The following is a 25,399-nucleotide window of genomic DNA, read 5'->3' as shown; positions in this document are numbered from 1 at the left end:
GCTAGCCCAGTTTCTGTTGCTGGCTGTCCGAGTGGCTCAGCCAGTCCAGCATGTCATCGAACGGCAGGGGTGGTGTGAGCAGGAAGCCCTGGATCATGTCGCAGCCCATGCCCCGCAGGAGTCCCGCGGTGGTCTCGTCCTCCACGCCTTCGGCGACCACCTTGTACCCCAGGCTGTGGCACATATCGATGGTGGTCTGGACGATGACCCGGTCTTCGGCCCGGGTGACCAGGTCCGAGATCAGCGAACGGTCAATCTTGATCTCACTGGCCGGCAGTTGCTTGATGTAGGACAGTGACGAGTACCCGGAGCCAAAGTCGTCTATGGACACCGGAATGCCGCTGTCATTGAGCAGTTTCAGGGCGGTCAGGGAGTTGGCGGGGTCCTGCATCATGGACGTTTCCGTGACCTCGAATGTGATGCTGTCCCGGTGCTGCTGAAAGCTGCTCATCAGCCGCTGCACGTGCAGTGGGAAATCGGGCTCCCGAAGGTTGTTGGGGGAGATGTTGACCGACAGGTCCAGGGGCCAGCCGTGCTCGAGCAGCCGGCTGCGCATGGTGAGGGCCTGCTCCAGAACCCAGCGGGTCAGGGGCTTGATCAGGCCGGTCTGCTCTGCCAGCACCACGATTTCATCCGGACGAATCTGGCTCTGTTTTTCGGGCCAGCGGATCAGGGCCTCCAGGCCTACCACCGCACCGGTTGCCAGTGACACCTTGGGCTGCAGATACAGCGCCAGTCGGTTGTCGATCAGGGCCTGGCGCAATTCGGAGACGATGGTCAGCCGGTCGGCGCTGAAGGAGTCCCGGGACGGCTTGTAATAGGCCATGCCCCGCTCCAGCGCCCGCTCAGTGCCTTCGGCGATGACCGCACGACGAATCAGGGTATTGGCATCCATTCCGTGGTCCGGAAAGATCGCCACGCCCAGGCGGGCATCCATGGGCACCTGCATCCCCAGGTAATCAACCGGGTAGCGGATATCCTCCAGGGCGTTGACGACGGACCGTGCCGCGGCTTCGGCGACGTCCGCATCGACCACAAACGCGAAGGTCTGTGGGTCCAGGGAGGCCAGGAAATAGCTGCGTTCGTCGGTCTGTTCGACGGCAATGGCCCCGGGCAGGTCGCGTAAAACGGCGTTGTAGTGCTTCGAGGCCAGTTCAAGAATCTGGTCGCTGTTGCGGTGGCCCAGGGTCTTGGTGACCGAATCCAGGTTGTTCAGATGAATGACGACGATGCCGAACCGCTTTTCCGGACTGCGCATCATCAGATCGTTCAGGGTCATCTCAAAGCCGCTGCGATTGGGCAACCCGGTGAGCGGGTTGTGAAGGGCGTGGTCCATCAGTTTGAGCTCGGCGGACCGGCGGGCGGTCATTGCACGCAACTCGGCTTCCCGCGCTTCCACCTTGTCCTGGCGCTCCTGGAGCATCCGGACGGCCATGGCCATGGCCAGTAACACGGCCTGCAGCGCAGAACCGATCTGCATGGCATAGACCGTGAGAAAACTGTTGGGCAGGAATCCGTACTTGTTGGCCGCGGTAATGGCACTGCCGAGGGTTAATGCGCCCCACGCCAGGGTGTAGTAGGCCGCCTGACGGTTACCCCGAAGCCACTGCTGGGGGCCGAGCAGAGTCAGCAACAGGCTGCTGGGTATGGAGAGTGCAACCACCAGGCGGATTGACGTGCTGTAGTCCAATATGAAGGTGGCCAGCGCCGCCGCTGAGTTTATGGCAATGGCGAGGATAACCGTGCGTTCCAGGGCCGGGCTGGCCCGGTCAAGGTTCAGGAACGAGCGCGAGAACCAGAGCGTGAAGATCAGTGCCATCGGGATGCTCAGCAGCATCGCCCGGTTCTGGATCTCCGGGCTGGTGGGCCAGAGCGCCTGAAAGGTCATGCCATTCAGGGTGCCGATCAGCAGGAGGTAGCCCAGGGTCGAGAGCACATACAGCAGGTAGACCCGCTCCCGTAGAGCCAGGAAAACAAAGAGGTTCAGGAAGATGGCGGTAATCAGGATACCGTAGTAGACCGCGTGTACCTGATCCTCGATAAACGAGCTCTCGAAGAATGACTTGTCATTCCAGAGTGTCAGGGGAACCTGCATAGCTCCGCTGGTCTGGACTTCGAGCAGGATGTCGTAGCGGCCCTCACCGGAACGCTCGAACGGAAACAGAAAGTGCCGGTGAAGGATCGGACGCTGCTTGAACGGGAAGGCATCGCCGGTGGTCACGCTGCGAACGATCTTGCCGTCCTCGACCAGAAAAAACCGGACCCGATCCAGGTGGGCGTAGCTGATTTCCAGGAGATTCAGGGATTGCTGGTCCGGGACCGGAAATCTCAGCCAGAGCGTGTCTTCGATGTAGCCGAAGTTCGGGCTCCGGCCCCGAAGTGACTGCCAGTTTTCGGATTCGAGCAGATTTTCAGGCAGGGCATCCGTGCCGGCCGGGACAGTCAGATAACTGGCATGGGGCACATAGTAACCCTCCGCCCCGTGGGACGGCGAGGCGAACGCAAGCAGCAGAAGCAGCGTCGCAAGTAGTCTTGGCCAGTCAATAAATGTCACGAAGTGTCGCATTCAGTCTCGTTGTAAGCGCGAGTATGGCCGTTCACCGGAAACGGCTCAAGCGTCAGCGACTGCAATTGTGATGCTCTCGCCAGCCGGGGTTCATAGCTGGGTGAGCCACTGCCTCACCCACGGCAGCGCTTCGGCCTCAGGCTCCATGGTTTCCAGGGCATCAATGCGCAAGGTGTCGCCGACTTTGCGGGCAGCGGTCTCGCTGAGGGCTTCTTCCATAAGGTCGCCGGCGCCGCAGAAGGTATCTCCGTAGGAGCTGTCGCCCAGGACAATGACCCCGAAGGGGCGACCCGGTTGCTGGGGCAGCCGGTCGCGAAGATCGACATAAAATGGCAGCAGGTTGGCGGGCACCTCGCCCTGGCCGGTGGTCGATGTGCACACCAGCAGGGCGTCCTCGTTTCCGGTGATGTCCTCCAGAACCGGGTGCTCCAGCACCGTTACCCGATGCCCCTCGGTCTCCAGGCTCTCTTTGATTGCCCGCGCGGTCAACAAGGCACCGCCGTAGACGCTGCCCACCAGAATTCGCATGCTTGTCATTTCTTTTCCTGTCAGTTCGGTATTTCCCCGGGGTTTACGGGGCGGAGTAGGCGTCCGATCATAATCGCAGCAGGTTTACCGCTCAAGATCAGGCCGTTCCGGCAGTGCTCGCATCCCGGCTGCGAACCCTGGGCGCTATGCGGTTCCGGCCGGCTTCCTTGGCATTGTAGAGATGCACATCTACCTGCTTGAGCAACTCGTCGATTGAGCCGGCCTTGGCGATGGAACAGACGCCGGCGCTGATGGTGACCGGCAGGTCGGCACCGCGGAACTGGAACCGGGTGCTGGCCACTTCCGAGCGAAGTCGCTCAGCCAGGGTCAGCGCCTGGAGCAGCGAGGTGTCGGGCAACAGCAGCAGAAACTCCTCGCCACCCCAGCGCGCCGCCACGTCGGTCTGGCGAATGATGGCTTTCATCAGAGTGGAAAATTCCCTCAACACCGCGTCGCCGGCGTCGTGGCCAAAGCGATCGTTGATGGCCTTGAACAGGTCCAGGTCGATCAACGCAATCGAGAAATGATGACCGGAGCGCCGGTACCGGGAAAATTCAGCGCCCAGCCGGTTCTGCATGTCCCGGCGGTTGGACAGACCGGTGAGTTCGTCGGTCTTGGCAGCATGCTCATGGGTTTCTGCCAGTGCCACCAGTTCGTTGCGGGCTTTCAGGCGGCTGGCCTCGAGCACGAAGCAGAGAATGGATTCGAAGGTCAGGGTGGCAAAGAACCGGATCTTAAAGTCGGTACTGTATTCAGTTGAAACCAGGGGCATTCCGGGGAACTGGAAGACAATGACCGCAACCAGGTAACAGAACAGCAGCACAGCGGTTCCGGTCTTGAGGTTGGTCAGATAGAACAGCAACGGTGGGAACACATAGAACCACAGCGGGCCGGTATTGCTCTCGCCACCCGAGGCAATCAGGTAGGTAAACAACAGGCCGACAACCAGGAGCAGGCCACCTTTCTGGGCGGTGCGGTCGCCGGTGTGGGCAAACCAGGCCATGTTGGCGGCGACCACCAGCACAAACGACCAGAGTACCCAAGCGTGGGTGTTGTGGCCCGCATACCACGCCTTGGCGCCGATACCGATCAGGAACGCAATGGCCATTACCGACAACCAGGTGATCAGTCGCGATACCTGGGCGTCCTCGCGCTCGCCGACGGCCCGTTGGCCGGATGAAGTTTGGTCGGTCATGTGAGCCTTAACTGGAGTTATTATAGTTTTGACGCTTTTTCCCGGAATTATGGGGCAGTTCCCGTAAAGAATGCATCCTTTGGCTACTCATTGTGTGATCTGGGTGAGCTATACCCCCGTTTATTTCAATTTGATGTCAAAAAATTTATAGTTGCGGCGCGTAACTGTCGCAGTTTCCCCATTCAGACCAAACGAGACCCAATCTGTTATGGCCCGTTCAACCGGATTTCTGGATACTCTTCTCACCAGCCCTTCCACGGAACGATACAGGGTCGGATTCAGCCTGCTGTTTCTACTCGGCATATGGCTGACCGTTGGTTCTTTCAGCCAGGGAATGCCTAACAGCATGCTGTTAATGGCGGCTGCCGTTATCGGTGGCTACATGGCAATCAACATCGGCGCCAACGACGTTGCCAATAACGTGGGGCCTGCAGTTGGCTCCGGGGCGCTGACCCTTGGGGGTGCAATCGTTATCGCCGCCATCTTCGAGGCCAGCGGCGCCCTGATTGCCGGTGGCGAAGTGGTGTCGACCATCAAGGGCGGCATCATCGACCCGACGTCCCTGGCTGACAGTCAGGCCTTCGTCTGGCTGATGACCGCTGCGCTCCTGGCCGGGGCGCTGTGGCTCAATCTGGCGACCTGGATGGGGGCGCCGGTCTCGACCACGCACTCCATTGTTGGCGGCGTCCTGGGTGCAGGCATTGCCGCCGGCGGCTGGGGCATCGCAGATTGGGCGGTAATGAGCAAGATCGCCGCCAGCTGGGTCATCTCACCGGTTCTCGGGGGCGCGCTGGCCGCGCTGTTCCTGTTCGCGATCAAGAAAACGGTGCTGTATCGCAAGGATGTCGTTCCTGCGGCGCGCACCTTTGTGCCCCTGCTGGTGGCCATTATGGCGTGGGCCTTCGGGACCTACCTGATGATCAAGGGCGTCAAGAAGGTCGTGAAGGTCGACTTCCTGGAGGCGTCACTGATTGGTCTGGTGGCGGCAGCCCTGGCCTATGTGCTGGTCCGCACCATGGTGAATCGCCGGGCGGCCACCATGGAAAACAGCGCCGTGGGCGTAAGCTCACTGTTTACCTGGCCCCTGATCTTTGCCGCTGCCCTGCTGAGCTTTGCGCACGGTGCTAACGACGTTGCCAACGCGATTGGCCCGCTGGCGGCGATCAACGATGCCCTGGCCTCGGGTGGGGTGGTAACGGCAGCCAGTATCCCGCTGTGGGTGATGCTGGTCGGCGCGCTGGGTATCGCCGTCGGCCTGATGCTGTTCGGTCCGCGCCTGATCAAGACCGTGGGCAGCGAAATCACCGAACTGGACAAGACCCGCGCGTTCTGTGTCGCCCTGTCGGCGGCACTGACGGTGATTCTGGCTTCTCAGCTCGGTCTGCCGGTCAGTTCCACCCACATCGCGCTTGGCGGGGTATTCGGCGTCGGTTTCCTGCGCGAGTATCTGAAGTCCAACTACGCGACCCAGCTGCACAAGATCATGGAACATCATGATCCGGAGGAGCAGGAGCGCCTGAAACCCTTCCTGGATGATTTCCGCAATGCCTCGGTCGAGGAAATGGAAAAGCTGCTGAAGCAGGCCAAGAAGAATAAGCAGGTACCGCTGGTGAAATCCGAGCGCAAGCGTCTGAAAAAGATCTATCGGGAAGAAATGGTCAAGCGTTCACATCTGATGAAGATTGCGGCGGCCTGGATCATCACCGTGCCGGCCTCGGCCATCATGGCGGCGATCCTGTTCTTCACCCTGCGCGGGTTGCTGATCTGATCGACCGGGCTGGTTGCAGCCCGTCAGTTTGGTCATACTATTTGAAGGTAAGGGGCGAGCACGCCCCTCTGGCATCCATATTTGTCCGTGGAGTGAAGTATGAGTTCATCTGTAGAGAGCCGGCAGGCCAAGACCATTGATGAGCTGCGAGTGTTCATCAAGAAAGTGCTGAGTGAGCCGACCATCGCCGTCAAGTCCATGGAGATTGCCCGCAAGCATCGCAATGAGCCGAATGCGAACGAGATCATTGCCCGGGAGATCAGCGCCAATACCACGATCCGGATCCCTGAGAGCTGGAGCGATGCGGATCACATGTTCCTGGAGATCATTCACGAAGTGCTGGATGACGAAGAGGCGCTTTACTGAAGTCAGCCTTGATCCTCAGTGAGGGAGGCGGATAACCGACCACAACCGTGCGGAGCCATGGATGACGGAGCCGAGCGCACAGGGATGTGTTCACAGCGTGTTGTGGTCAGTTACCCGACTTCTTTGCGGTTTCCGCGCCAGTGAGGCCTCAGGCCTGTCTGGCACCAAGTTGGCCCTGTTTCAGCACTGCATCGGCCATCTGATGCAGAATGCTCATCTCGTCCTGAATCCCCTCATCCGTCGACAGTTCCCGCTGTTCAGCCAGAATATCCGTCAGAATCTCCCGCGTGGTCAGCGGGTTCGCCAGCACCACCCGGAACACGATGCACGGGAAGTGATAGTAGCGTGATGGTTCCAGTCGGGTTCGTGAGACAAACGCCTTGCCCCGCTCCCGCTGGGTTTTCTGGATAAACTTGGTGATGCGGTTAAGGCAGGTGTTGAGCTTCTCCGCCTGCAGTGGGTCCGCCATTGCCAGGGCCTTCTGGACATTTTCCGGGCAGTAGCGGTAGGTGAGGATGTTCAGCTCCGGTCGGGTGACCAGTTCAAAGTCCGGTTCGTCCTCTATCATCCCGGCAAACGTCTTGGCCTTGTCGATGCCCTGATCGATCAGAATCTCGTAGCCTTCCCGCGCCAGGATCTTCAGGCCGGAATGGATCAGCATCGACATGCCTGGGCGTGAACCCTCCAGGGTGGTGCTGCCCAGGTCCCGGGAACCCTTCCGGATGATGTACTGGGCATGGTGTTCTACGGCGCTGGCCAGGCTCGGGTCCTTGAAGACCACCAGACCGACGCCCATGGGCACGTAAAGCTGTTTGTGGGCATCGAAGGTGACTGAGTCGGCCTTCTCAATGCCCCGGAGCAAGTGCTTGTGGGTTCGTGAGAACAGGGTTGGGCCTCCCCAGGCCGCATCCACATGGAAATGGGCGCCGAATTCCCGGGCGATGTCCGCCATTCCGTCGAGCGGATCGACGTTGCCGGTCTCGGTGGTGCCTGCTACCCCACAGATGGCCATGACCTTGATCTTCTGGCGCTGAAGTTCCAGGCATTTGTCGCGCAGAGCGTCGGTCTGGATGCGGTTTTCATCGTCTGTATCCACCGGCACCAGCGACTCCCGGCCCAGGCCCAGCACATCGGCGGCCTTGCGCAGTGAGTAGTGGCCCCGGCGGGATACCACGATTGCCGCTCCTTCATAGCCGTAGTATTTCAGGGCCCGGAACAGACCTTCCTGATGCAGACCACGGAAGTTGCCTTCGGCCGGGAAGGCACGGTTGCGGGCCACCCAGAGTGCTGTCAGGTTGGCAATGGTGCCGCCGGAGCACATGGCGCCCAGGGCATAGCGGGGGTTGTGCATCCACTTGCGATAGAAAGCGCCGTCCTCTTCGTACACCAGGCGGTGAATCATGCCGAGGACCTGACGTTCCATGGGTGTGAACGCCTTGGAAGTCTCGGTTTTCACCAGATTCTGGTTCAGCGCAATCATGATCTTGGACAGCGGCAGCATGAAATACGGCAGCGCTGAGGTCATGTGGCCAATGAAGGCCGGGGAGGCGGTATGAACGGAATTGGCCACCAGTTTATCGAGCAGGAACTGGGCCTGCTCGGATACGAACACGGGTTTTTCGGGGATCGCGTAGTCGGAGAAATTCTTCTCTACTTCCGATAGGTCCCGTTCAACCGCAACGATATGCTCCTGCAGGAAGCCTGCAAGATTTCTGGAGATGTTCTGGTCGATCCGGCTCAGCGTGGATTCCGGGGCCTCGGGCACCGTGAACACGCGATACATGGCCTCAACCGAGGCCTGGGCGGATTTTTTCTTTCCGGTCATAGGTACCACACGTAATCAGTGGTCATCCGCAGGGCCGGTTCCGGATGCCCGACGGATATTGCCGAAGTGTTGATCCGGCGTTGGTAACTCGCCGCCTGTAGCAGGCAGGCGCACTGGCATCCCTGAGGGGGCGTAGTATACGGCGTGAGAAGACGTTACGCCACAAGGCCCCGTTCCAGTGCGCGCGGCAGGTCAGAGAATTTCCCGGTGGATATCCAGTATGGCAGCATCCACCCGTTCCTCGATGGCTTTTTCAACCTGGTCGAGGCGCTGGGTAATCTGCTGGGACGAGGTGCCGAGTGCCGCAATGGTCCAGGTTGCACAGTCCAGAGCGTCCTGGTCCGCGGTTTCGGACACCGCCAGATCCGGCTCTCTGCCCCAGACCGCGCGCAGGGCTGTAAATACCTTGCGTTTGGCCTTGAGATCTTCGCAGCCGTACAGCTGGAAGTGCAGGGTGAGGACGCCCACGTGGGGCGTGATCACCGGTTGCGGGCCAGGCTGGCTCAGCAGTTTTCGGAGGGCTTCAGACATAGTGATCCGTGCTCAGAATGGGATCGGACTAGCCTACTACAGGTGTTGCACGTTTGATAATGGCGGCGGCGTCCGTCCCTGAGGGCAGGTTGCCGTAGTTGAGCCCGCCGCCGGCTTCCAGGCGGGTGGCGCAAAAGGCATCGGCGACCGCCGGGTCCGAATGCTGCAACAGCAGGGCGGCCTGCAGCGCCAGGGCCATGCGATCGACCAGATTGCGGGCCCGGTACTGGAAGTCGCTGATGTCGGCAAAGTCGTTCTGCAACTGGGCCAGGAACCGGTCAAAACGGGCGTCGGCTCCCCGCGCCAGGGCCGCTTCGCGGAAGAAGGCGTCCAGCGTGTCCGGTTCTTTCTGCAGGGCGCGCAGGGTGTCCAGGCACTGGATATTGCCACTGCCTTCCCAGATCGCATTGACCGGAGACTCCCGGAACAGCCGGGGCATGATGCAGTCCTCCATCACGCCGCTGCCACCAATGCACTCCATGGCTTCGTAGGCGTGATTCGGAGACCGCTTGCAGATCCAGTATTTGCCCACCGGGGTCGCCAGGCGAGCCAGCAGGCGTTCGTGTTCCTGACCTTGACTGTCCAGCGCCCGGCCAATGCGCATGGTGTAGGCCAGCGCCGCTTCGCTTTCGAGGGCCAGATCGGCCAGTACATTCTGCATCAGGGGCTGATCGATCAGGCGATTGCCGAAAGCGCTGCGATGGCGGCAGTGGTGAGTGGCCTGGGCCACGGCCTGGCGCATGCCGGCGGAACTGCCGATCATGCAGTCAAAGCGGGTCATGGCCACCATCTCGATGATCGTGGGTACGCCCCGGCCCTCTTCGCCGACCATCCAGCCCAGGGCGCCTCGCAACTCGGCCTCGCTGGAGGCGTTGGCCACATTGCCCATCTTGTTCTTGAGGCGTTGAATCTGCCACGGGTTCTTGCTGCCATCCGGCCGCCAGCGGGGCATGAGAAAGCAGGACAGGCCGCCGCGGGACTGCGCCAGCACCAGGAAAGCGTCGCACATCGGGGCCGAGACAAACCATTTGTGGCCGACCAGTTCGTAGGCCTGGCCCGGACCCTCAAGACCTACCGGGTAGGCTTTGGTGCTATTGGCGCGAACGTCACTGCCGCCCTGTTTCTCGGTCATCGCCATACCGATGGTCACCGAGGCTTTCTGGCCGTCGGGAAGGTTGCGGGGGTCGTAGCTGTTGGCGAGGATCCTCTGTTCCCAGTCCCGGGCAAGGTTCGGCTGTTTCCGGATTGAGGGTATGGCAGCGAACGTCATTGTGATCGGGCAACAGTGGGCCGCTTCCACCTGGGAATGCATGTAGTACTTGGCGGCCCGGGCAACGTGCGCTCCCGTGCCCGGATGGGTCCAGGGGCTGCTGTGCAGGCCATGCTCCATGGCGATAGCCATCAGCTCATGATAGGCCGGATGGAAATCCACCTCGTCGATGCGATGCCCGAACCGATCATGGGTGTTGAACACCGGCTTGTTGTTGTTGGCACGGAACCCAAGATCGATAGTGTTCGCGGCACCCGCCAGAGCGCCAAACCGTTTCAGGTCATCCTCGGCCCAGCTGGCCCCTTCCCGAGTGGCCGCTTCCTGCAGGGCCATGTCCTGCTCGAAGAGGTTGTAGTCCTCAAGTGCTGGCGGTTGGTTCACCACGTCGTGGGTGCTGGCCAGATACCGGTCTTCGGTATTGCCGGTCTGACTCTCGGGATGGGGCTGCCGTGCGTTCATGGCTATCTCCTGGTGCCGGTCAACCCCTGCATGCAGAAGCGAATAATGGTGTTGACCAGCATATCGTTGTTGTCAGTTGTAGCCGCGGGCTTCGTTCCGGCCTGGGTTGGAGACAGCGGGCCGACAAGACTCTCCGCGATTGCGCCCACAAGGCAGGTACTGCTCTGGCAGGCGTCCTGGTCCGGAATGCATCCTTCTTCGATGCCGTCTCGGATCGCTGTTTCGAATAGGCTTGCGTAAGCCTTCCGGTATTTCAGCCGTTCCTCTTCAACCTTGGGGTCCACTGGCTCGGCAATCAGTGACCACGCCATCGTCGGCCCTCTCAGCGCCCGTTCGGCGAACTGCCGCAATGCCTTTTCCAGACGCACATCGGCCTCGTCGCTGGTTGCCAATGCCTCGGCGACCTTGTCCACTTCACGCTGGGTCGCCAGGCGGAATACTTCTGCGAACAGGTCTTCCCTGGAGTCAAAGTGCCGATAAATAGTGCCGGTTGCTACGCCGGCGAGGCCTGCGATCCGGGTGATCCGGGCACTCCGGAAACCGCCCCTGGCGACGCATTCATAAGTGCAGTCGATGATGCGCTGCCGTGCCTCGGCCTTGCGTTGGCGCATTTTCTCCGTTTCACGATAAGCCATACCGGCTCCCTACAAGTAGTGAATCATTATTCATTCTTTTAGTCAATCTGTCAGGGTTCTGATATTGGTCCATTTTGTCACATAAAATCAGCGTGTTATTTTTGGTTACAAAAAGTTACAAAAAAGGCATTGTTCAGAAATAGCGCAGTCACAAAAACCGGATTATAAAGACGCCAAGACGATGCCCCCGTTGGCAGTTCGTCGAGACTGAGTGTAGTCGCCCTGAGTGGGCTGCCGGCACTCGACCATCTGTTTTCGTTGATGGAGAAAATATCATGAGTGAATTCGACGAAAGCAATCTGGAGTCGTCCGGAAACTGGGGCGGCGACAGTGACGACAGCCATACCATTGCAGGCCGTGCGCGGGTTCGTGCCCAGTTGCAGGCAGACATCGAAGCCTACCTGAGCCAGGGAGGGAAAATTCAGGAGGTTGATACGTACTTCCGATCTGATTCCCCCCGCAAGGTGGACGTGGGTTTCAATAACCGCTCCCTGTGATTCCTTGTCAGGACAGGCCGGGATAATCCTTCCCGGTCCTGTTTTTGACGTCGTTCTCGGTACGCCTGGTCGACCTGGTTTATGCTCGTGCAATCCCATCGTGTCCGGAGTTAATCCGGTGCGGTAGCCAATTCCCGGGAACACGGACAGCCCTGACCATGAATGCCTTCGCCCGCCCTCCGGTTCTCGTACCGCTGGTCCTGATCGGTCTGACCGCAATCGTTTGGCTATGGCCCGGGACGATGGGCGGGGAAACCCAGGGCGTCATAACACCGCAGGAACCCTCATCATTGATCCCGGGTAAGGCGCCGTCGGTGCAAGAATCCACGCCCCCCTCGCAACTGGTGGGTCGGCCCCGGGATGTGCCGGTGCCGGAGCAAATGCCCGCCTCCCTGGCCGGCACCTCCGTTCCGGGCGGATGGGCGCGGGTGGATGCCTTCGGTGGGCTTATCCCGACGTTGGCTCTGCGGCAGATGTTCGAATACTACCTGTCTGCGCTCGGGGAGGAGTCCCTTTCGCAGCTGGTTGCCCGAATCGAACAAACCCTGTCGGTTCTGGAAGAGCCGGCTCGAAGCCAGGCCCTGGAAACCCTGGGCGCCTACCTTGACTACAAGCTGGCGGTTTCCGACCTTGAAGCCGGCTACGGGGACGGATTGGATGCCCTGGAAATGCAGCGGCGGATGGCAGAAATCCATGCCCTGCGACGGACCTGGCTGGACAGTGCGACGGCGGAGGCGTTTTTTGCCCAGGATGAAGCGATAGATCGTTTCCAGGTCGAAAAACTTCGCATAGCCCGGGATCCGGAACTGACCCCTCAGCAAAGGCAGGCGGCTCTGGAAGACGCCGAGGCATCGTTACCGGAGTCCCTGCGCCGGGCGCGGAGAGATACCCGACGCTTTGCCGACTACGAACGGGCGCGCCAGGAGCTGGCGGACGATCCGGTGGCCCTTCGGGCGTGGCGGCAAGAGGCATTTGGTGCCGAAACCGCGGCACGGCTGGAGACGCTGGAGCAGGAACAGGCGGACTGGACCCGGCGCTGGCAGGCCTACTCGACGGAGCGGGAGAGGCTGATGGCATCCGGGTTGGCAGGCCCCGAGTTGCAGGTCGCCCTTGATCGCCTGCGAAACCAGCGCTTCGATGAACGGGAGCGCATTCGAGCCCAGGCGCTGGATTCGATTCGGTAACCCGATTGTCACGCGTCGTTCCTATCCTGATGCGGGAGTCTGCAACTGCTGGCCGAGGCCGTGTATGATGGGCGCAGAGCGTCATTCCGGCGTTGTCGTCAGCCATTGAGTTCCCGTCATCAATCAGGAGGTTATTCGTGCCGAGTCCCACCCCCCGTGCGTTTCCCGCCACCCGCTTACGTCGCAACCGCGCGAGTGATTTTTCCCGGCGCCTCGTGAGGGAGAACCAGTTGGCTCCCGACAACCTGATTTACCCTGTGTTTGTCCTTGAAGGCGAGGGCCAGCGGGAGTCGGTGCCGTCAATGCCCGGCGTTGAGCGGTTGAGCGTGGACCTGTTGGTGGAGCAGGCAGCGGAGTTGGTGGAACTGGGCATCCCGGCAATCGCTCTGTTCCCGGTGGTGGCCGCCGAAAAAAAGAATCTGTCCGGCTCTGGCGCCTGGGATTCGGACGGCCTGGCCCAGCGCGCGGTTCGCGCCCTGAAACAGGCCTTCCCGGAACTGGGTGTGATAACCGATGTGGCACTGGATCCGTTCACCACCCACGGGCAGGACGGAATCATCGACAATGACGGGTACGTAATGAACGACGTCACCGTGGAGGCGCTGGTTAACCAAGCGCTTTCCCACGCCGACGCCGGCGCAGATGTGGTCGCTCCCTCGGACATGATGGACGGCCGTGTCGCCGCCATCCGGGAGGCGCTGGAAGCCGCCGGGCATGTTAATACCCGGATTCTGGCCTATTCTGCCAAGTATGCCTCGAGTTATTACGGGCCGTTCCGGGATGCGGTCGGCTCTGCGGGCAATCTTGGCAAGGGCAACAAGTCGACTTACCAGATGGATCCTGCCAATGCCGACGAGGCAATACACGAAGTGGCCATGGACCTGGCAGAAGGGGCCGACATGGTGATGATCAAGCCCGGTATGCCCTACCTCGATATCGTGCACCGGGTGAAGTCCGAGCTGCAGGTGCCCACGTTCGTCTATCAGGTCAGTGGCGAATACGCCATGCACATGGCGGCGGCAGAGAACGGCTGGCTTGATGGTGATGCCGTGATGATGGAGAGCCTGATGGCAATGCGCCGGGCCGGCGCCGATGGCATTCTGACCTATTTCGCCGTACGCGCGGCGCGGCTGATGCGCGAGCAGCGACGCTGAATCGGCAAACGATACGACAGCATGGCCGGCGCGAGGCCGGTGGTGCATCCAACTGGAATTGAGGGATTATGACGACGGAAACGGCGAAGCAACCCAAGTCGGACAGTGGCCAGGGCGCGCCCGAAGCTATGGATGTGCCTGCGGTCGACGACGGCATCAACCTGGATGCCAGCGAGAATTACTTCAACCGGGAAATCAGCCAGCTGCAGTTCAATTACCGGGTTCTCAAGCAGGCTCTGGACACCACCCACCCTCTGATCAACCGTCTGATCTTCTGCTGTATTTTCAGCAGCAACATGGACGAGTTCTTCGAGATCCGTGTTGCCGGTCTGCGCCAGCAGATGAAATATGGCCGGGAGACCGTGGGTATGGACGGCATGATGCCCGAGCAGGTGCTGTCGGAAATCAGCCGGGTGGCCCACGACCATATCCACGAACAGTACGACATCCTGAATAACGTCCTGATCCCGGAAATGGAACGCGAGAATATCCATTTCGTCCGCCGCCGGGAGTGGACACCGGCTCAGGCCGAATGGGTGCGTAACTACTTCGAGGAGGAAATCCTTCCGGTGGTCAGTCCGATCGGACTGGATCCGTCCCATCCGTTCCCGCGCCTGGTCAACAAGAGCCTCAACTTCATTGTCGAGCTTGATGGCAAGGACGCTTTTGGCCGTGAGACCGGCATGGCCATTGTGCCGGCGCCAAGGTCTTTGCCGCGCCTCGTGCGTTTGCCCGACGACGTGTGTAACGGAGGTGAGAATCTGGTGTTCCTGTCGTCGATGATTCACGCCCACGCCGACGAGCTGTTCCCGGGTATGGAGGTGAAGGGCTGTTACCAGTTCCGCCTGACCCGCAACGCCGACCTGGAGCTGGAAGACGACCTGGAAGACCTGGCGTCGGCCCTGCGGGGTGAGTTGCTCAGTCGCAGGTTTGGTGACGGGGTCCGGTTGGAGGTGGCGGATAACTGTCCCGAGGAGCTGATGCAGTTCCTGCTGACCGAGTTCGGGCTGACGGAACGCGATCTCTATCAGGTGCACGGACCGGTGAACCTGACCCGACTGATGGCCGTCAGTGGTCTGGTGGATCGGCCCGACCTGACCTACTCCGGGTTCTCCCCCTCGATTCCGAAGCTGATCCGCAGCAAGGACTCGATGTTCGACAGTATCCGCAAGCAGCCGATTCTGCTGCTCCACCCCTTTGAGAACTTCAGTCCGGTGGTGGACCTGTTGCGCCAGGCGGCCAAGGATCCCCAGGTACTGGCGATTCGCCAGACCCTGTATCGCACCGGCGCCGATTCCGAGATTGTCGAGGCGCTGGCCGATGCGGCCCGGCGTGGCAAGGAGGTGACTGCCGTTATCGAATTGCGGGCCCGTTTCAGCGAAGCGGAAAACCTCGAGCTGGCCAGTCGTCTTCAGGAGGCTGGAGTGATCGTGGTGTATGGCGTGGTCGGTTACAAAACCCATGCCAAGATGATTCTTATCGTCCGTCGTGAGGAGGGCCGGTTACGCCGTTACGTACACTTGGGTACCGGTAACTACCACGCTGGCAATGCCCGCCTGTATACCGACTACAGCTTCATGACCTGCGATGAGTCCATCGGCGATGACGTCAACAAACTGTTCCAGCAGTTAACCGGCATGGGCAAGGCCCTGAAGATCAAGAAGCTGTTTCACGCGCCGTTTACCCTGCATACCCGCCTGCTCAGCCTGATCGATCGCGAGGCGAGCTTTGGTGACAAGGGGCGGATTATCATCAAGTTCAACGCGCTGACCGAACCGGAGATGATCAAGGCACTGTACCGGGCGTCCCAGGCAGGCGTGAAGATTGATCTGATCATCCGCGGCATCTGCTGCCTCCGGCCCGAGGTACCGGGGCTGTCCGAAAACATTCGGGTGCGATCCATCGTGGGTCGATTCCTGGAGCATACCCGGGTGTATTATTTTGGCAATAACCGGCGGCCTGATGTCTACTGTTCCAGTGCCGATGGCATGGAGCGAAACCTGCTCAGCCGGGTGGAAACCGCTTTCCCCATTGAAGACCCGGCGCTGGTGGCGCGCGTCCGCGAGGACCTCGACACGTACCTGGCGGATAATTGCCAGTCCTGGGTGCTGCAATCGGATGGCAGCTATATTCAGAATCAGCCTGCCGAGGGCGAGGAGCGACTGGCGTCGCAACTGGTGTTGCTTGAGCGGCTGACCAGCAAACCCTGAGACGGAGAGATTTCTTGCAGAAAAAATGGATGATTGCCGGCGCTTCGGTGCTGGTCGTGGCCGGGGCCATGCCCTGGATCGTCGGGTTTGTCACCGAGCAGCAGTGGCAGCAGGCGACCGAGGAAGTCAATCGCTCCCAGCCGTTTGTGCGGATGGAAACCGGAAACTACCGTCGCGGTGTGCTGGGCTCGGAGCTGACCGGATCGTTGGTGCTCCAGAACCCGGATACTGGGGAATCCCACCATCTCGATTACAAGGCCAGCGTGAGTCATGGGGTCACCGGCAGCCTGCTGGACTTCCAGCCGGTGGGTGGTTGGTCGCCAGAGGGCACGGACTGGTTCCCGGATACCGAACCGCGCCTGACGCTTGAAACCCGTCTCTGGGGAACCGCAACGGTGGAGTTGGAAGCGCCCACGATGACCATGACCAATGAGGTCACCGGCGAGTCGCTGAACACCAGCGGTGGCCTGGCCCGCGTTGAAATCAGCGAGGCCGGGTCCCGGGCTGAGGCGCTGATGGTGTGGCCGGCCGTGAGTCTGTCCGGCCCGGAAGTCGACATCCGAATTGCCGACATCCATCTGGAGCAGAGCATGGAGCATCTGGTTGGTGATGTCTGGACCGGGGCCGGCGAATTGGATATCGGATCCATGGTGGTGACCCCGAAGACCGAGGCGCCCGTTAACTTCCGGGATTTCAGCCTGACGTCTGCCACCGAGGCGAATGCCGACGAGACCCGGATCGATTCGACGGTCACGATCGAGCTGGAAGAGATCGTACGAGCCGATCGGGGCTACGGTCCTCATCGCATCGAGTTTGCCCTCAAAGACCTGGATGTGGCGAGCTGGAGCTCCCTGACCGGCGGGATGTCCGACCTGCAGGCCATGGTCGTGGCGGCGGGCCCGAACGGTGGACCGGAGCCGGAGCGGCAGATGGCGGCCATGGAGCAGGTAAACCAGGCATTGCGGGATCTGGCGGCGTCCGGCTTCTCGCTGGGCTTCCCCGAACTGAGTCTGTCGACGCCTGAAGGCACGGTGACCGGCCACGCCATGATTGGTCACCCTGAGCTGAGCGCCGACGAACGGGCGGGGATGCTGATGGTGATGCAAAGACTGACTGGTGACATGAGTCTGAACGTGCCGACGGTGCTGGTGGAGAAATACCCGGAGGTGCGTCTGCAGCTTGCGCCGTTGATCAAGCAGGGTCTGCTGATCGAGGATGGCGACCAGTTGGTTATGCAGGCGGTCATGAAGGACCTGATGGTGGACGTGAACGGCAGGGAAATTCCGCTGCCGCCGCTGCTCTGAGCCATCGGTGGCGCCTGAAAAAAAGCCCCTTGCGGGGCTTTTTTCGTTTCAGTTCCCGGTGAGCTTCCGGTACTTGTCCATCAGTTGCGCCTCGGATTCCCGATGGGCCGGATCCAGGGGAATACAGTCCACCGGGCACACCAGCTGGCACTGGGGTTCATCGAAGTGGCCGACGCACTCCGTGCACTTGTTCGGATCGATGACGTAGATTTCGTCTCCCGGCGAGATCGCCTCGTTCGGGCATTCCGGCTCACAGACGTCGCAATTGATGCATTCGTCGGTAATGATCAGGGCCATCTGTGTTACCTCAGGCTGATTCAAACTTCTTTTTCATGGCCGCCTCGACGGCGGGATCGACGAATTCCGAGACATCACCGCCCAGGGAGGCAATTTCCCGAATGAGGGTCGAAGAGATGTAGGACAGATGGTTGGCCGGGGTCAGGAACACACTTTCCACTTCCGGTGCCAGACGACGGTTCATGTCCGCCAGCTGAAATTCATACTCGAAGTCAGAAACCGCACGCAGCCCCCGCAGGATTACCGTGGCGCCCTGCTCACGGACAAAATCGGCCAACAGGTTGCTGAAACCCGTGACACTGACATTCGGAAGGTGGTCAGTTGCCTGACGCACCAGTTCGCAACGTTCTTCCAGGTTCAGAAGCGGTTGTTTCTTGGGGTTGTAGGCAACCGCTACAACAATCTCATCGAACATGCGGCCGGCACGCTCTATCAGATCGGTGTGGCCATTGGTGATGGGGTCGAAGGTGCCCGGGTAGATAACTTTCGGCATGCACAGCTCCTTTTTCAGAAGTGCCTAGAATACCAGTTTGCCGACCATCCCAAAACGGCTGGCGGTTACCCCGCGAGTTTACCTGCCAGCCGGGTACTGTTCCTGGCGGCCAGGGCATAGACCGACAATTGCGGATTGGCACCGATGCTGGTCGGAAAGATCGAGGCATCGTGCACGCTGAGGTTGCTCACATGGTGGTGCTCGCCGAAGCCGTTGACCACCGACTCCTGCGGTTTTGCGCCCATGCCGCAGCCGCCCATCTGGTGAGCGGTGAAGAGTCTGGTCCGGTGCGGTGCCATGGCAATGGTCTCGATGGCGGCCTTGGCGTCAGCCCAGCTGCTGTACCAGTCAGAATCCAGGTGCACGGGCCGGACCCGCTTGGCGCCAGCGGCAAACTGGATTTCGGCCATGGTCAGGTAAGCCTGCCGCAGCCCTTTCCATAGATAATCGGAAATCGGATAGTCCAGAACCGGGCTGCCGTCGTCCCGGAGCGACACCGTGCCGCCGGGACTCTCCGGATGAAATCCGTCCCGGACCAGGGCGATGACCGATTGGGTCCGGGTCAGGTCAGCCATGGCATCGATCTGGGGCCGCCCGTGGCCGGGAATGACGCCGGCGGACAACGCAGGGTGCAACGGTGGCACTTCCAGCTTGAAGCCGGCGGGGCCATCCACCCCGTGTTTGAAATTGAATTCGTCGGAATAGATGGACTGCGGAGCCCCATAGAATGGGTCAACCTTCTCGGGCATCTGGGCCATGGTGGCGTTGACGGGGTGCAGGAACGAGCGCTTGCCAACCCGATCATGGGGGTCGGGAACATCGGAGCGCAGCAACAACCCCGGTGAGCCAATGGCGCTGGCGGCCACGACAAAATGGCGGGCTTTCAGGGTCACCGTTACGCCTGACGGGGTAACGCTGTCGGCATTCATGGCCGAGGCCTGCAGGTGGTCGATGCGGTCCTGATTCATCACCAGCCGATCGGCCCGAAGGCCGTGGAACAGTCGGGCCTGGTGATCCAGCGCACCGGGCACGGTGGTCATCAGCGCTCCCTGCTTGGCGTTGGTGGGGCAGCCGACCCCGCAATAGCCCAGGTTCCAGCAGCCCTTCACGTTTCTTGGGATAATCTGCCACTGGTAGCCCAGTTTCTCACAGCCCTGCCGCAGGATGTCGTTGTTGACGTTGGGGTCCATGTGCCAGGGGGCCATGGAGTGCCGTTCTTCACGACCGTCAAACCAGGGGGCCATGGCGTCCGGAGTCAAATGATCCAGGCCGAATTGGCGGGACCAGTAGGTCAGGGTCTGCTCCGGAGTGCGAAAGCTGGAGGTCCAGTTGACGGTGGTGGAACCTCCGACACAGCGGCCCTGAAGGATGGCAATGGCACCGTCGCGGGTCACCCGACTCATGCCCTCCTGATACAGGTTGGCGTAGGAGGTGAGTTCGTCCATCTTGAAGTCTTTCCGGTAATACAGCCGGCCCTCTTCCACCAGAATCACCGACAGCCCACTCTTGGCCAGGATCTCGGCGGTGGTGCCGCCACCGGCACCGGTCCCGACCACCACCACATCGGCTTCGTGGGTCTGGTTTTTAACCAGAGTGGCGCCATCGGTGACGTTCCAGCCGGCCTCAAGGCCCCGGGCAATGCGATCGGTTAACGACATGGTTGGCTCCGTAATTCGGTGGTGAATCAGGCGTTTTTGATATGGGGCAGGGCGTCGACGGCCCACTGGGGCGGTCCAGGGTAGCCGGATAGATGCCAGTGATCCTGGTGGCCGTAGAAGGCGACATTGCTGATCTTGGTCAGGGCGATGTAGCCGTTATTGAACAGGCCAATGCCGCTGGTACGCCAGCGTTCAAGAAATGCATCGGCCTCGGCGGTGGTTACATTGGGCCAACTTGACCAGACCCGGGCCGCGGTGACGCGGGTAACACCGAAATTGAGCAGGTCAAACAGGCGGCGCAACTCACGCTGGTTGGCGGGCCCGAATTTGTAAATCCCCGCGTCAATGCGTTCGATGGTTGAGGTCATGGCGACGCGGCGGGCCCGCGGCTCTTCCGTCAGGGCAGGCCCGATCATGGCAGGCAACAGGGCTTCGAACAGCTGGATGTCGTCCCGGGTCAGAAACCGGAATTGGTAGCCTGCGCCGGTGCGGGCGCCGACGTCGTCCTGAGAACCGGCGGGCGCCGTGGCGCATCCGCCAAGACCTGCCGCGACACTCGCGGTGCCAAGTAACAGGGTGCCGCCCACGCCGGTTTTAAGGAAGCTTCGGCGGTCGAGATGGGCAAGGTCGTGGGCGGGCGATCGGGCTTGCGGCTGATCGTTCATGGATCCTGTTCTCTTATTATTTTTGGAGCGGGTGGGAGCCCTGAACGGACTCCCACGTTGGGCGTTAGCGGATAAAGAACTTGTATACCATCTTGTGGCCGGCAGTGCCGTGCGGTGCGTACACAAATTTGCCGCTGTTGAATTTCTGTTTGGAGAAGATGGCCCGGTGGTGGGAGAAGGTCAGGAAACCTTCCTTGCCGTGGTAATGGCCCATGCCCGAGTCACCGATGCCGCCGAACGGCAGATCATCCTGGGCGACGTGCATGAGCGCATCATTGATGCACATGCCACCGGAGTGGGTGTTTTCCACCACGTGCGTCTGCTCATCCTTGTCGTAGCCAAAGAAATACAGGGCCAGGGGCCGCGGGCGATCATTGACGTAATGCAGGGCCTCGTCCAAGCCGTTGTAGCTCACGATTGGCAGTAACGGACCAAAGATCTCGTCCTGCATCACTTTCATGTCCGGCGTGGTATTGAGGATCAGCGTCAAGGGGATTTTCCGGGTGCCGTCACCAAGGTTTTCCCGGGCCGGATTGATCTCGATAACCTCGGCGCCCTTGGCGCGGGCATCCTCAAGGTAGCCCTGCAGGCGGTCGTACTGGCGCTCATTGATGATGGCGGTGAAATCGTCGTTATCCCGCAGGCTCGGGTACATTTCCGAAAACCGGGTGCGGAATTCGTCCACAAAGGCCTGTACCCGGTCGGCGGGACACAGGACATAGTCCGGTGCCACGCAGGTCTGACCCGCATTGAACGCCTTGCCGAAGGCAATGCGCTGGGCGGCATCCTCCATGGGAACGTCCGGAGAGACAATGGCCGGTGATTTGCCGCCCAGCTCCAGGGTCACCGGCGTGAGGTTCTCGGCCGCCGCCCGCATCACCAGCTTGCCGACGGAGGTAGAGCCGGTGAACAGCAGATGGTCGAAGGGCCGGGACGAGAAATCGGCGGCGACATCGGCTTCACCGGTAATCACCGAGATCAGATCCTCCGGGAACGACGCCTCGATGATCTCCTTGAACAGGGCCGCGGTATGGGGAGTGAACTCGGACATCTTGATCATGGTCCGGTTGCCGGCGGCAAGGGAGGCGACCAGGGGGCCAACGGCCAGGTACAACGGGTAGTTCCAGGGCACGATGACACCGACCACGCCCTTGGGCTGGTAGTGAACCTTGTTGCTGGCCGGCTGGAACAGCACCGACACATGGCGTTTCGAGGGCTTCATCCAGCCACTCAGGTTTTTCAGGGTGTAGTTGATGCCCTGGATCGAGGGCATCACCTCGGCGATCAGGGATTCGTCCCGCGAGCGGCAGCTGAAGTCTCGGTCAATGGCTTCCAGCAGGCGATCCTGGTTGGTCAGCAAGGCTCGCTTCAGGCGTTTGAGGTTTTCCTGGCGCTCGGTCTGTGAGGGCATGGGGTTGTTGCGGAACGCTTTTTTCTGATCCTCGAAAACCCGATGGGTGTGCTGGATCTGCTTCTTGCTTTCAGTAAGCTGGACGACAGTGGCTCCCATGGCGTACTCCCCAATAATGACGCCGCTGCGATCGCGCGGCCGTCTGTTGTTGTGTGGTGGCGAAAAAATGCTCAATTTGCGCTTGGGGGTATTATTAGAGTATATACTCTAGGGAGTCAAGCAGGGGGCGATGGCCTATCAGGCCATCCGTGAGCGATATAACAACAACCGCCGACATGTTTATGAAAACCAGAGACAAGATACTGCTTTCCAGCCTCGAGCTGTTCAACGAGCGGGGCGAACGCAACGTCACCACCAACCATATAGCGGCGCACCTGGCGATCTCTCCGGGCAATCTGTATTACCACTTCCGCAACAAGTCGGACATCATTTACGAGATCTTCCTCGAGTACGAGAAGCTGGTGGATTACTACCTGGATATTCCGGAAGACCGGGCCATGACCCTGGATGATATGACGTTCTACCTGGAGTCGGTTTTTGATGGTCTCTGGAGTTATCGGTTCTTCCATCGGGATCTGGAGTATCTCCTGGACAGCGATTCCCGGTTGCGTAAGGACTATCGGGAGTTCACCAACCGCTGCCTGAGTGCCATCAGCCGGATTTTCGAGAAGTTGTCGGAGGCCGGTATCATCGAGGAGCAGCCCGACAATCTGCGGGCGGCGATGTCACTGAATGTCTGGCTGGTAATCACCAACTGGATGGCGTTCCTGAAAACTGCCCACGCCGAGGAAACCTATGCCGCCCTGACCCTGACGGAACTCAAGCAGGGAATCTATCAGGTGCTGACCCTCGAGATTCCCTACCTCACGCCGGCCTATCGTGATCGGGTGATGGCGTTGCGCGAGAACTATCGACCGTCCCTGCCCGAGCGCAGGCTCGAGGGCGTTCCGGTATGAGGTGTAAGTAGAAATCGAAAGTCTGGTTAAAAAATAATCGGGATTGGAACTTTTGCGCGAAATCCCCGTCACAGATTGTGACGTGGGAAATCCGGACATTTCTTGCGTCTCCTGAGTGAGTTCTCAGGTTTTAGCACGTCGCAAACCCTGACGTTTTACCGGTCTGTCGTTTGGCAGACCGGTTTTTTCTTTTTGGCTCAGGGTTCTTCGTCCGCCTCCGGTGCTTCCAGCCAGTCGATCAGTGCCTCACGGCAGTCATCTACGCCCCGTTTCGATGTTGCCGAGAACATGATCAGGTGCTGTACGCAGGAAAACGCCTTGAGCTTGTTCGCGATGCCGATCATGGCGGTTTTCGCCTGCCCGAATTTCAGCTTGTCGGCCTTGGTGGCAAGAATCATCAGCGGAAGGTTGTTATGTTCACACCATTCCACCATCATTTGATCGAAGTCCGTGAGCGGGTGGCGGATGTCCATCACCAGAACCAGGCCGCGCAGGCAGCGCCGATCGTTCAGGTAATGGCCGAGGTGCTTTTGCCAATCGTCCTTCATGTCCCGTGAGACTTTGGCATAGCCGTAGCCGGGGAGATCGACCAGGCGGCAGCCTTCCCTGTTCAGGGTGAAAAAATTGATCAGGCGGGTGCGGCCCGGGGTTTTACTGGTGCGGGCCAGTTTGCCGTTGGCGGTGATGGCATTGAGTGCGCTGGACTTGCCGGCATTGGAGCGCCCGGCAAAGGCCACTTCAGCGCCGAAGTCCGGCGGACACTCATCCAGCCGGGAGGCGCTGATCAAGAAGCGGGCACTGTTAAAAGATAGGGATTTTTGAGTCAGATCAGGGTCCACAGCGGTCGGCTTTCCTTTGGATTTCAGTTATCAGGGATTAATGTATAATGCTACACCAATTCCGGGCGGCGCGCTGAGCGCGACCGCTGTCAGCCCCGGTTTTGAGCCTGACTGATCAGTGCCTGCCGGCTGCACAACGAAGAATACCTTTAAGATGAGAGAAGCGGAGCGAGCATGAAAAAACTGATCGCAGGAGTTGTTCTCGGTGTTAGCCTCACAGCGATGGCTCACGGGGCAGGAGATCCTCAAGCGGGCGAACAGAGCGCGGCGGTATGTGCCAGTTGTCACGGCCAGGGTGGCCAGAAACCCATTATGGGGGCGTACCCGAAGCTGTCAGGGTTGGGCGAAAACTACTTGCACGACCAGCTGGTTGCCATCCAGTCGGGTGATCGCGTTATCGCAGAAATGACCGGATTGCTGGACGGCAAGTCGGATCAGGAGCTGCAGGATCTGGCGGCTTACTTTGACAGTCAGGAGATGATTGTCAGCCAGGCCAATCCGGATCTGATCGAACAGGGCGCCGCCCTGTACCGCGGCGGTAATATGGCCTCGGGCGTTCCGGCCTGTGCCGGTTGTCACAGCCCGCAGGGCAAGGGCAATGAGCCCGGCGGCTATCCGCGCCTGGGCGGCCAGAACGCCGAGTACGTGACCAAGCAACTGAAGGCCTACCGCAGCGGCGATCGGGCGACCGGTTCCAACGCTGCGATCATGATGGACGTGGCCGCAAGGCTGACCGACGCAGAGATCGAGGCCGTGGCCAACTACGTGTCCGGCCTGCACTGATTGCCTGACCGTCGCCTGGCCTGAAACCGGAAAACCCCGCCTGATGCGGGGTTTTTTGTTGCTTACGGCTCTGTAACCTGCGGTTTTCACTCGCCTGTGGAACTTTTCAGGTTGCCTGGGTCATAATTCCTCACACTTACGAATCCCTAAGATCGGAGATGCCTAATGATAAGAACACTCGGAACGGCGGCTTTCCTGGCTGCAGTGTTTGCTTTCGGTGCACCTGTCAGTGCAGAAACCTGGGAGGAAGGAACGCACTATCAGAAGTTGGACACACCGGTGCGCACAGACAGTGATGGCAAGATCGAGGTGGCCGAGGTGTTCTGGTATGGATGCCCCCACTGCTACAACTTCAAGCCGGTGGTCGAAGCCTGGGAACAGGATCTGCCCGCTGACGTGGACTTCGAAATGCTGCCGGCCGCCCTGGGGCGTTCCTGGGAGCCCCACGCCCGCGCTTACTATGCCCTCGAGGCCATGGGTGAACTCGACAAGGTTCACGATGCCCTGTTCGATGCCCTGGCCGGCGAACGGCGTCCGTTGAATACCCCGGAGGCGCTGGCGGACTTTGTGGCCGGATACGGTGTGGACGCGCAAGCGTTCCTCAAGAACTACGAGAGTTTCGGCGTGAATGCCCGAATGCAACAGGCTCAGGCCAAGATCCGCGGCGCGCGAATCACCGGTGTTCCGACTATGCTGGTAAATGGTAAGTACAAGGTGAGTGCGTCCATGGCTGGCAGCCATGAAGCGGCACTGGAAGTGGTCGACTATCTGGTGGCCCGGGAGCGTGAAGCTGGCGCGGAATAAT

At 60.2% G+C, this 25,399-nt stretch carries 23 protein-coding genes; 10 read left to right on the top strand and 13 right to left on the bottom strand.

All coding sequences use genetic code 11. The features are described 5' to 3' along the window. Window position 1: 1 nt before the first annotated feature. The 3 genes from K0B93_RS10400 to K0B93_RS10390 form a co-directional block, all read right to left on the bottom strand. A complete protein-coding gene (locus K0B93_RS10400) occupies window positions 2–2,566 on the bottom strand; it encodes an EAL domain-containing protein (protein WP_219867142.1) in 2,565 nt (854 codons plus the stop codon). A gap of 90 nt (window positions 2,567–2,656) precedes the next feature. Next, window positions 2,657–3,103 carry a flavodoxin gene (locus K0B93_RS10395; RefSeq protein WP_219867141.1) on the bottom strand — a complete coding sequence of 149 codons (447 nt, stop codon included), beginning with the start codon at window positions 3,101–3,103 and terminating at the stop codon, window positions 2,657–2,659. 88 nt (window positions 3,104–3,191) lie between these two features. Next, window positions 3,192–4,289: a GGDEF domain-containing protein gene (locus K0B93_RS10390; RefSeq protein WP_219867140.1), complete on the bottom strand. Its 1,098-nt coding sequence runs from the start codon at window positions 4,287–4,289 to the stop codon at window positions 3,192–3,194. A 208-nt stretch (window positions 4,290–4,497) separates the two neighbouring features. Here K0B93_RS10390 and K0B93_RS10385 point away from each other — a divergent pair, with 208 nt between their 5' ends. Both K0B93_RS10385 and K0B93_RS10380 read left to right on the top strand, forming a co-directional pair. After that, entirely contained in the window at window positions 4,498–6,057 is a 1,560-nt protein-coding gene (locus tag K0B93_RS10385) for an inorganic phosphate transporter (RefSeq protein WP_219867139.1), read from the top strand. A gap of 99 nt (window positions 6,058–6,156) precedes the next feature. Beyond that, a complete protein-coding gene (locus K0B93_RS10380) occupies window positions 6,157–6,423 on the top strand; it encodes a hypothetical protein (RefSeq protein WP_219867138.1) in 267 nt (88 codons plus the stop codon). Window positions 6,424–6,571: 148 nt separating this feature from the next. On the opposite strand, the gene panP is transcribed toward K0B93_RS10380, so the two are convergent. The 4 genes from panP to K0B93_RS10360 form a co-directional block, all read right to left on the bottom strand. Beyond that, entirely contained in the window at window positions 6,572–8,248 is a 1,677-nt protein-coding gene (gene panP / locus K0B93_RS10375; protein WP_219867137.1) for a pyridoxal-dependent aspartate 1-decarboxylase PanP, read from the bottom strand. Between the two features lie 192 nt (window positions 8,249–8,440). Beyond that, window positions 8,441–8,779 carry a DUF503 domain-containing protein gene (locus K0B93_RS10370; RefSeq protein WP_219867136.1) on the bottom strand — a complete coding sequence of 113 codons (339 nt, stop codon included), beginning with the start codon at window positions 8,777–8,779 and terminating at the stop codon, window positions 8,441–8,443. Between the two features lie 28 nt (window positions 8,780–8,807). Then, complete coding sequence (locus K0B93_RS10365) at window positions 8,808–10,508, bottom strand: isovaleryl-CoA dehydrogenase (RefSeq protein ID WP_219867135.1); 1,701 nt, start codon at window positions 10,506–10,508, stop codon at window positions 8,808–8,810. A gap of 2 nt (window positions 10,509–10,510) precedes the next feature. After that, complete coding sequence (locus K0B93_RS10360; protein ID WP_219867134.1) at window positions 10,511–11,143, bottom strand: TetR/AcrR family transcriptional regulator; 633 nt, start codon at window positions 11,141–11,143, stop codon at window positions 10,511–10,513. Between the two features lie 275 nt (window positions 11,144–11,418). Between K0B93_RS10360 and K0B93_RS10355 the strand changes: the two genes are divergently transcribed. The 5 genes from K0B93_RS10355 (at window position 11,419) to K0B93_RS10335 (ending at window position 17,492) form a co-directional block, all read left to right on the top strand. After that, the gene (locus K0B93_RS10355) at window positions 11,419–11,640 is read left to right on the top strand and encodes a hypothetical protein (RefSeq protein ID WP_219867133.1); all 222 of its coding nucleotides are present in this window, start codon (window positions 11,419–11,421) and stop codon (window positions 11,638–11,640) included. Between the two features lie 158 nt (window positions 11,641–11,798). Further along, the gene (locus tag K0B93_RS10350) at window positions 11,799–12,824 is read left to right on the top strand and encodes a lipase secretion chaperone (protein WP_228743346.1); all 1,026 of its coding nucleotides are present in this window, start codon (window positions 11,799–11,801) and stop codon (window positions 12,822–12,824) included. Between the two features lie 137 nt (window positions 12,825–12,961). Beyond that, the gene (gene hemB / locus K0B93_RS10345; RefSeq protein ID WP_219867132.1) at window positions 12,962–13,978 is read left to right on the top strand and encodes a porphobilinogen synthase; all 1,017 of its coding nucleotides are present in this window, start codon (window positions 12,962–12,964) and stop codon (window positions 13,976–13,978) included. Between the two features lie 68 nt (window positions 13,979–14,046). Then, window positions 14,047–16,188, top strand: coding sequence for a polyphosphate kinase 1 (gene ppk1, locus K0B93_RS10340; RefSeq protein ID WP_219867131.1), 2,142 nt, complete (start codon window positions 14,047–14,049; stop codon window positions 16,186–16,188). Window positions 16,189–16,202: 14 nt separating this feature from the next. Next, window positions 16,203–17,492 (top strand): DUF945 family protein, encoded by a 1,290-nt coding sequence (locus K0B93_RS10335; RefSeq protein ID WP_219867130.1) that lies wholly within the window; start codon window positions 16,203–16,205, stop codon window positions 17,490–17,492. Window positions 17,493–17,540: 48 nt separating this feature from the next. On the opposite strand, the gene K0B93_RS10330 is transcribed toward K0B93_RS10335, so the two are convergent. From K0B93_RS10330 to K0B93_RS10310, 5 genes are all read right to left on the bottom strand, one after another. Further along, entirely contained in the window at window positions 17,541–17,789 is a 249-nt protein-coding gene (locus K0B93_RS10330) for a YfhL family 4Fe-4S dicluster ferredoxin (protein WP_219867129.1), read from the bottom strand. 10 nt (window positions 17,790–17,799) lie between these two features. Further along, entirely contained in the window at window positions 17,800–18,282 is a 483-nt protein-coding gene (gene coaD / locus K0B93_RS10325) for a pantetheine-phosphate adenylyltransferase (RefSeq protein WP_219867128.1), read from the bottom strand. A gap of 65 nt (window positions 18,283–18,347) precedes the next feature. Beyond that, entirely contained in the window at window positions 18,348–19,940 is a 1,593-nt protein-coding gene (locus K0B93_RS10320; RefSeq protein WP_219867127.1) for a GMC family oxidoreductase, read from the bottom strand. Window positions 19,941–19,966: 26 nt separating this feature from the next. Then, window positions 19,967–20,605, bottom strand: a complete 639-nt coding sequence (locus K0B93_RS10315; protein WP_219867126.1) for a hypothetical protein — start codon at window positions 20,603–20,605, stop codon at window positions 19,967–19,969. Window positions 20,606–20,669: 64 nt separating this feature from the next. Beyond that, window positions 20,670–22,115 carry a coniferyl aldehyde dehydrogenase gene (locus K0B93_RS10310; protein WP_219867125.1) on the bottom strand — a complete coding sequence of 482 codons (1,446 nt, stop codon included), beginning with the start codon at window positions 22,113–22,115 and terminating at the stop codon, window positions 20,670–20,672. A gap of 182 nt (window positions 22,116–22,297) precedes the next feature. Between K0B93_RS10310 and K0B93_RS10305 the strand changes: the two genes are divergently transcribed. Beyond that, on the top strand, window positions 22,298–22,972 hold the full coding sequence (locus K0B93_RS10305; RefSeq protein WP_219867124.1) for a TetR/AcrR family transcriptional regulator: 675 nt from the start codon (window positions 22,298–22,300) through the stop codon (window positions 22,970–22,972). Window positions 22,973–23,169: 197 nt separating this feature from the next. Here K0B93_RS10305 and yihA read toward each other — a convergent pair whose 3' ends face one another. Next, a complete protein-coding gene (gene yihA, locus K0B93_RS10300) occupies window positions 23,170–23,811 on the bottom strand; it encodes a ribosome biogenesis GTP-binding protein YihA/YsxC (RefSeq protein WP_219867123.1) in 642 nt (213 codons plus the stop codon). A 174-nt stretch (window positions 23,812–23,985) separates the two neighbouring features. Between yihA and K0B93_RS10295 the strand changes: the two genes are divergently transcribed. Together K0B93_RS10295 and K0B93_RS10290 are read left to right on the top strand one after the other, a co-directional pair. Beyond that, window positions 23,986–24,594 carry a c-type cytochrome gene (locus K0B93_RS10295; protein ID WP_219867122.1) on the top strand — a complete coding sequence of 203 codons (609 nt, stop codon included), beginning with the start codon at window positions 23,986–23,988 and terminating at the stop codon, window positions 24,592–24,594. A 165-nt stretch (window positions 24,595–24,759) separates the two neighbouring features. Then, on the top strand, window positions 24,760–25,398 hold the full coding sequence (locus K0B93_RS10290; protein WP_219867121.1) for a thiol:disulfide interchange protein DsbA/DsbL: 639 nt from the start codon (window positions 24,760–24,762) through the stop codon (window positions 25,396–25,398). Window position 25,399: the final 1 nt, after the last annotated feature.

The organism is Marinobacter sp. F4218, from assembly GCF_019443085.1.
GTDB classification, from domain to species: Bacteria; Pseudomonadota; Gammaproteobacteria; order Pseudomonadales; family Oleiphilaceae; genus Marinobacter; species Marinobacter albus.
The sequence above is the reverse complement of the archived record's forward strand: the minus strand, read 5'-3'. Positions and strand labels throughout refer to the sequence as shown.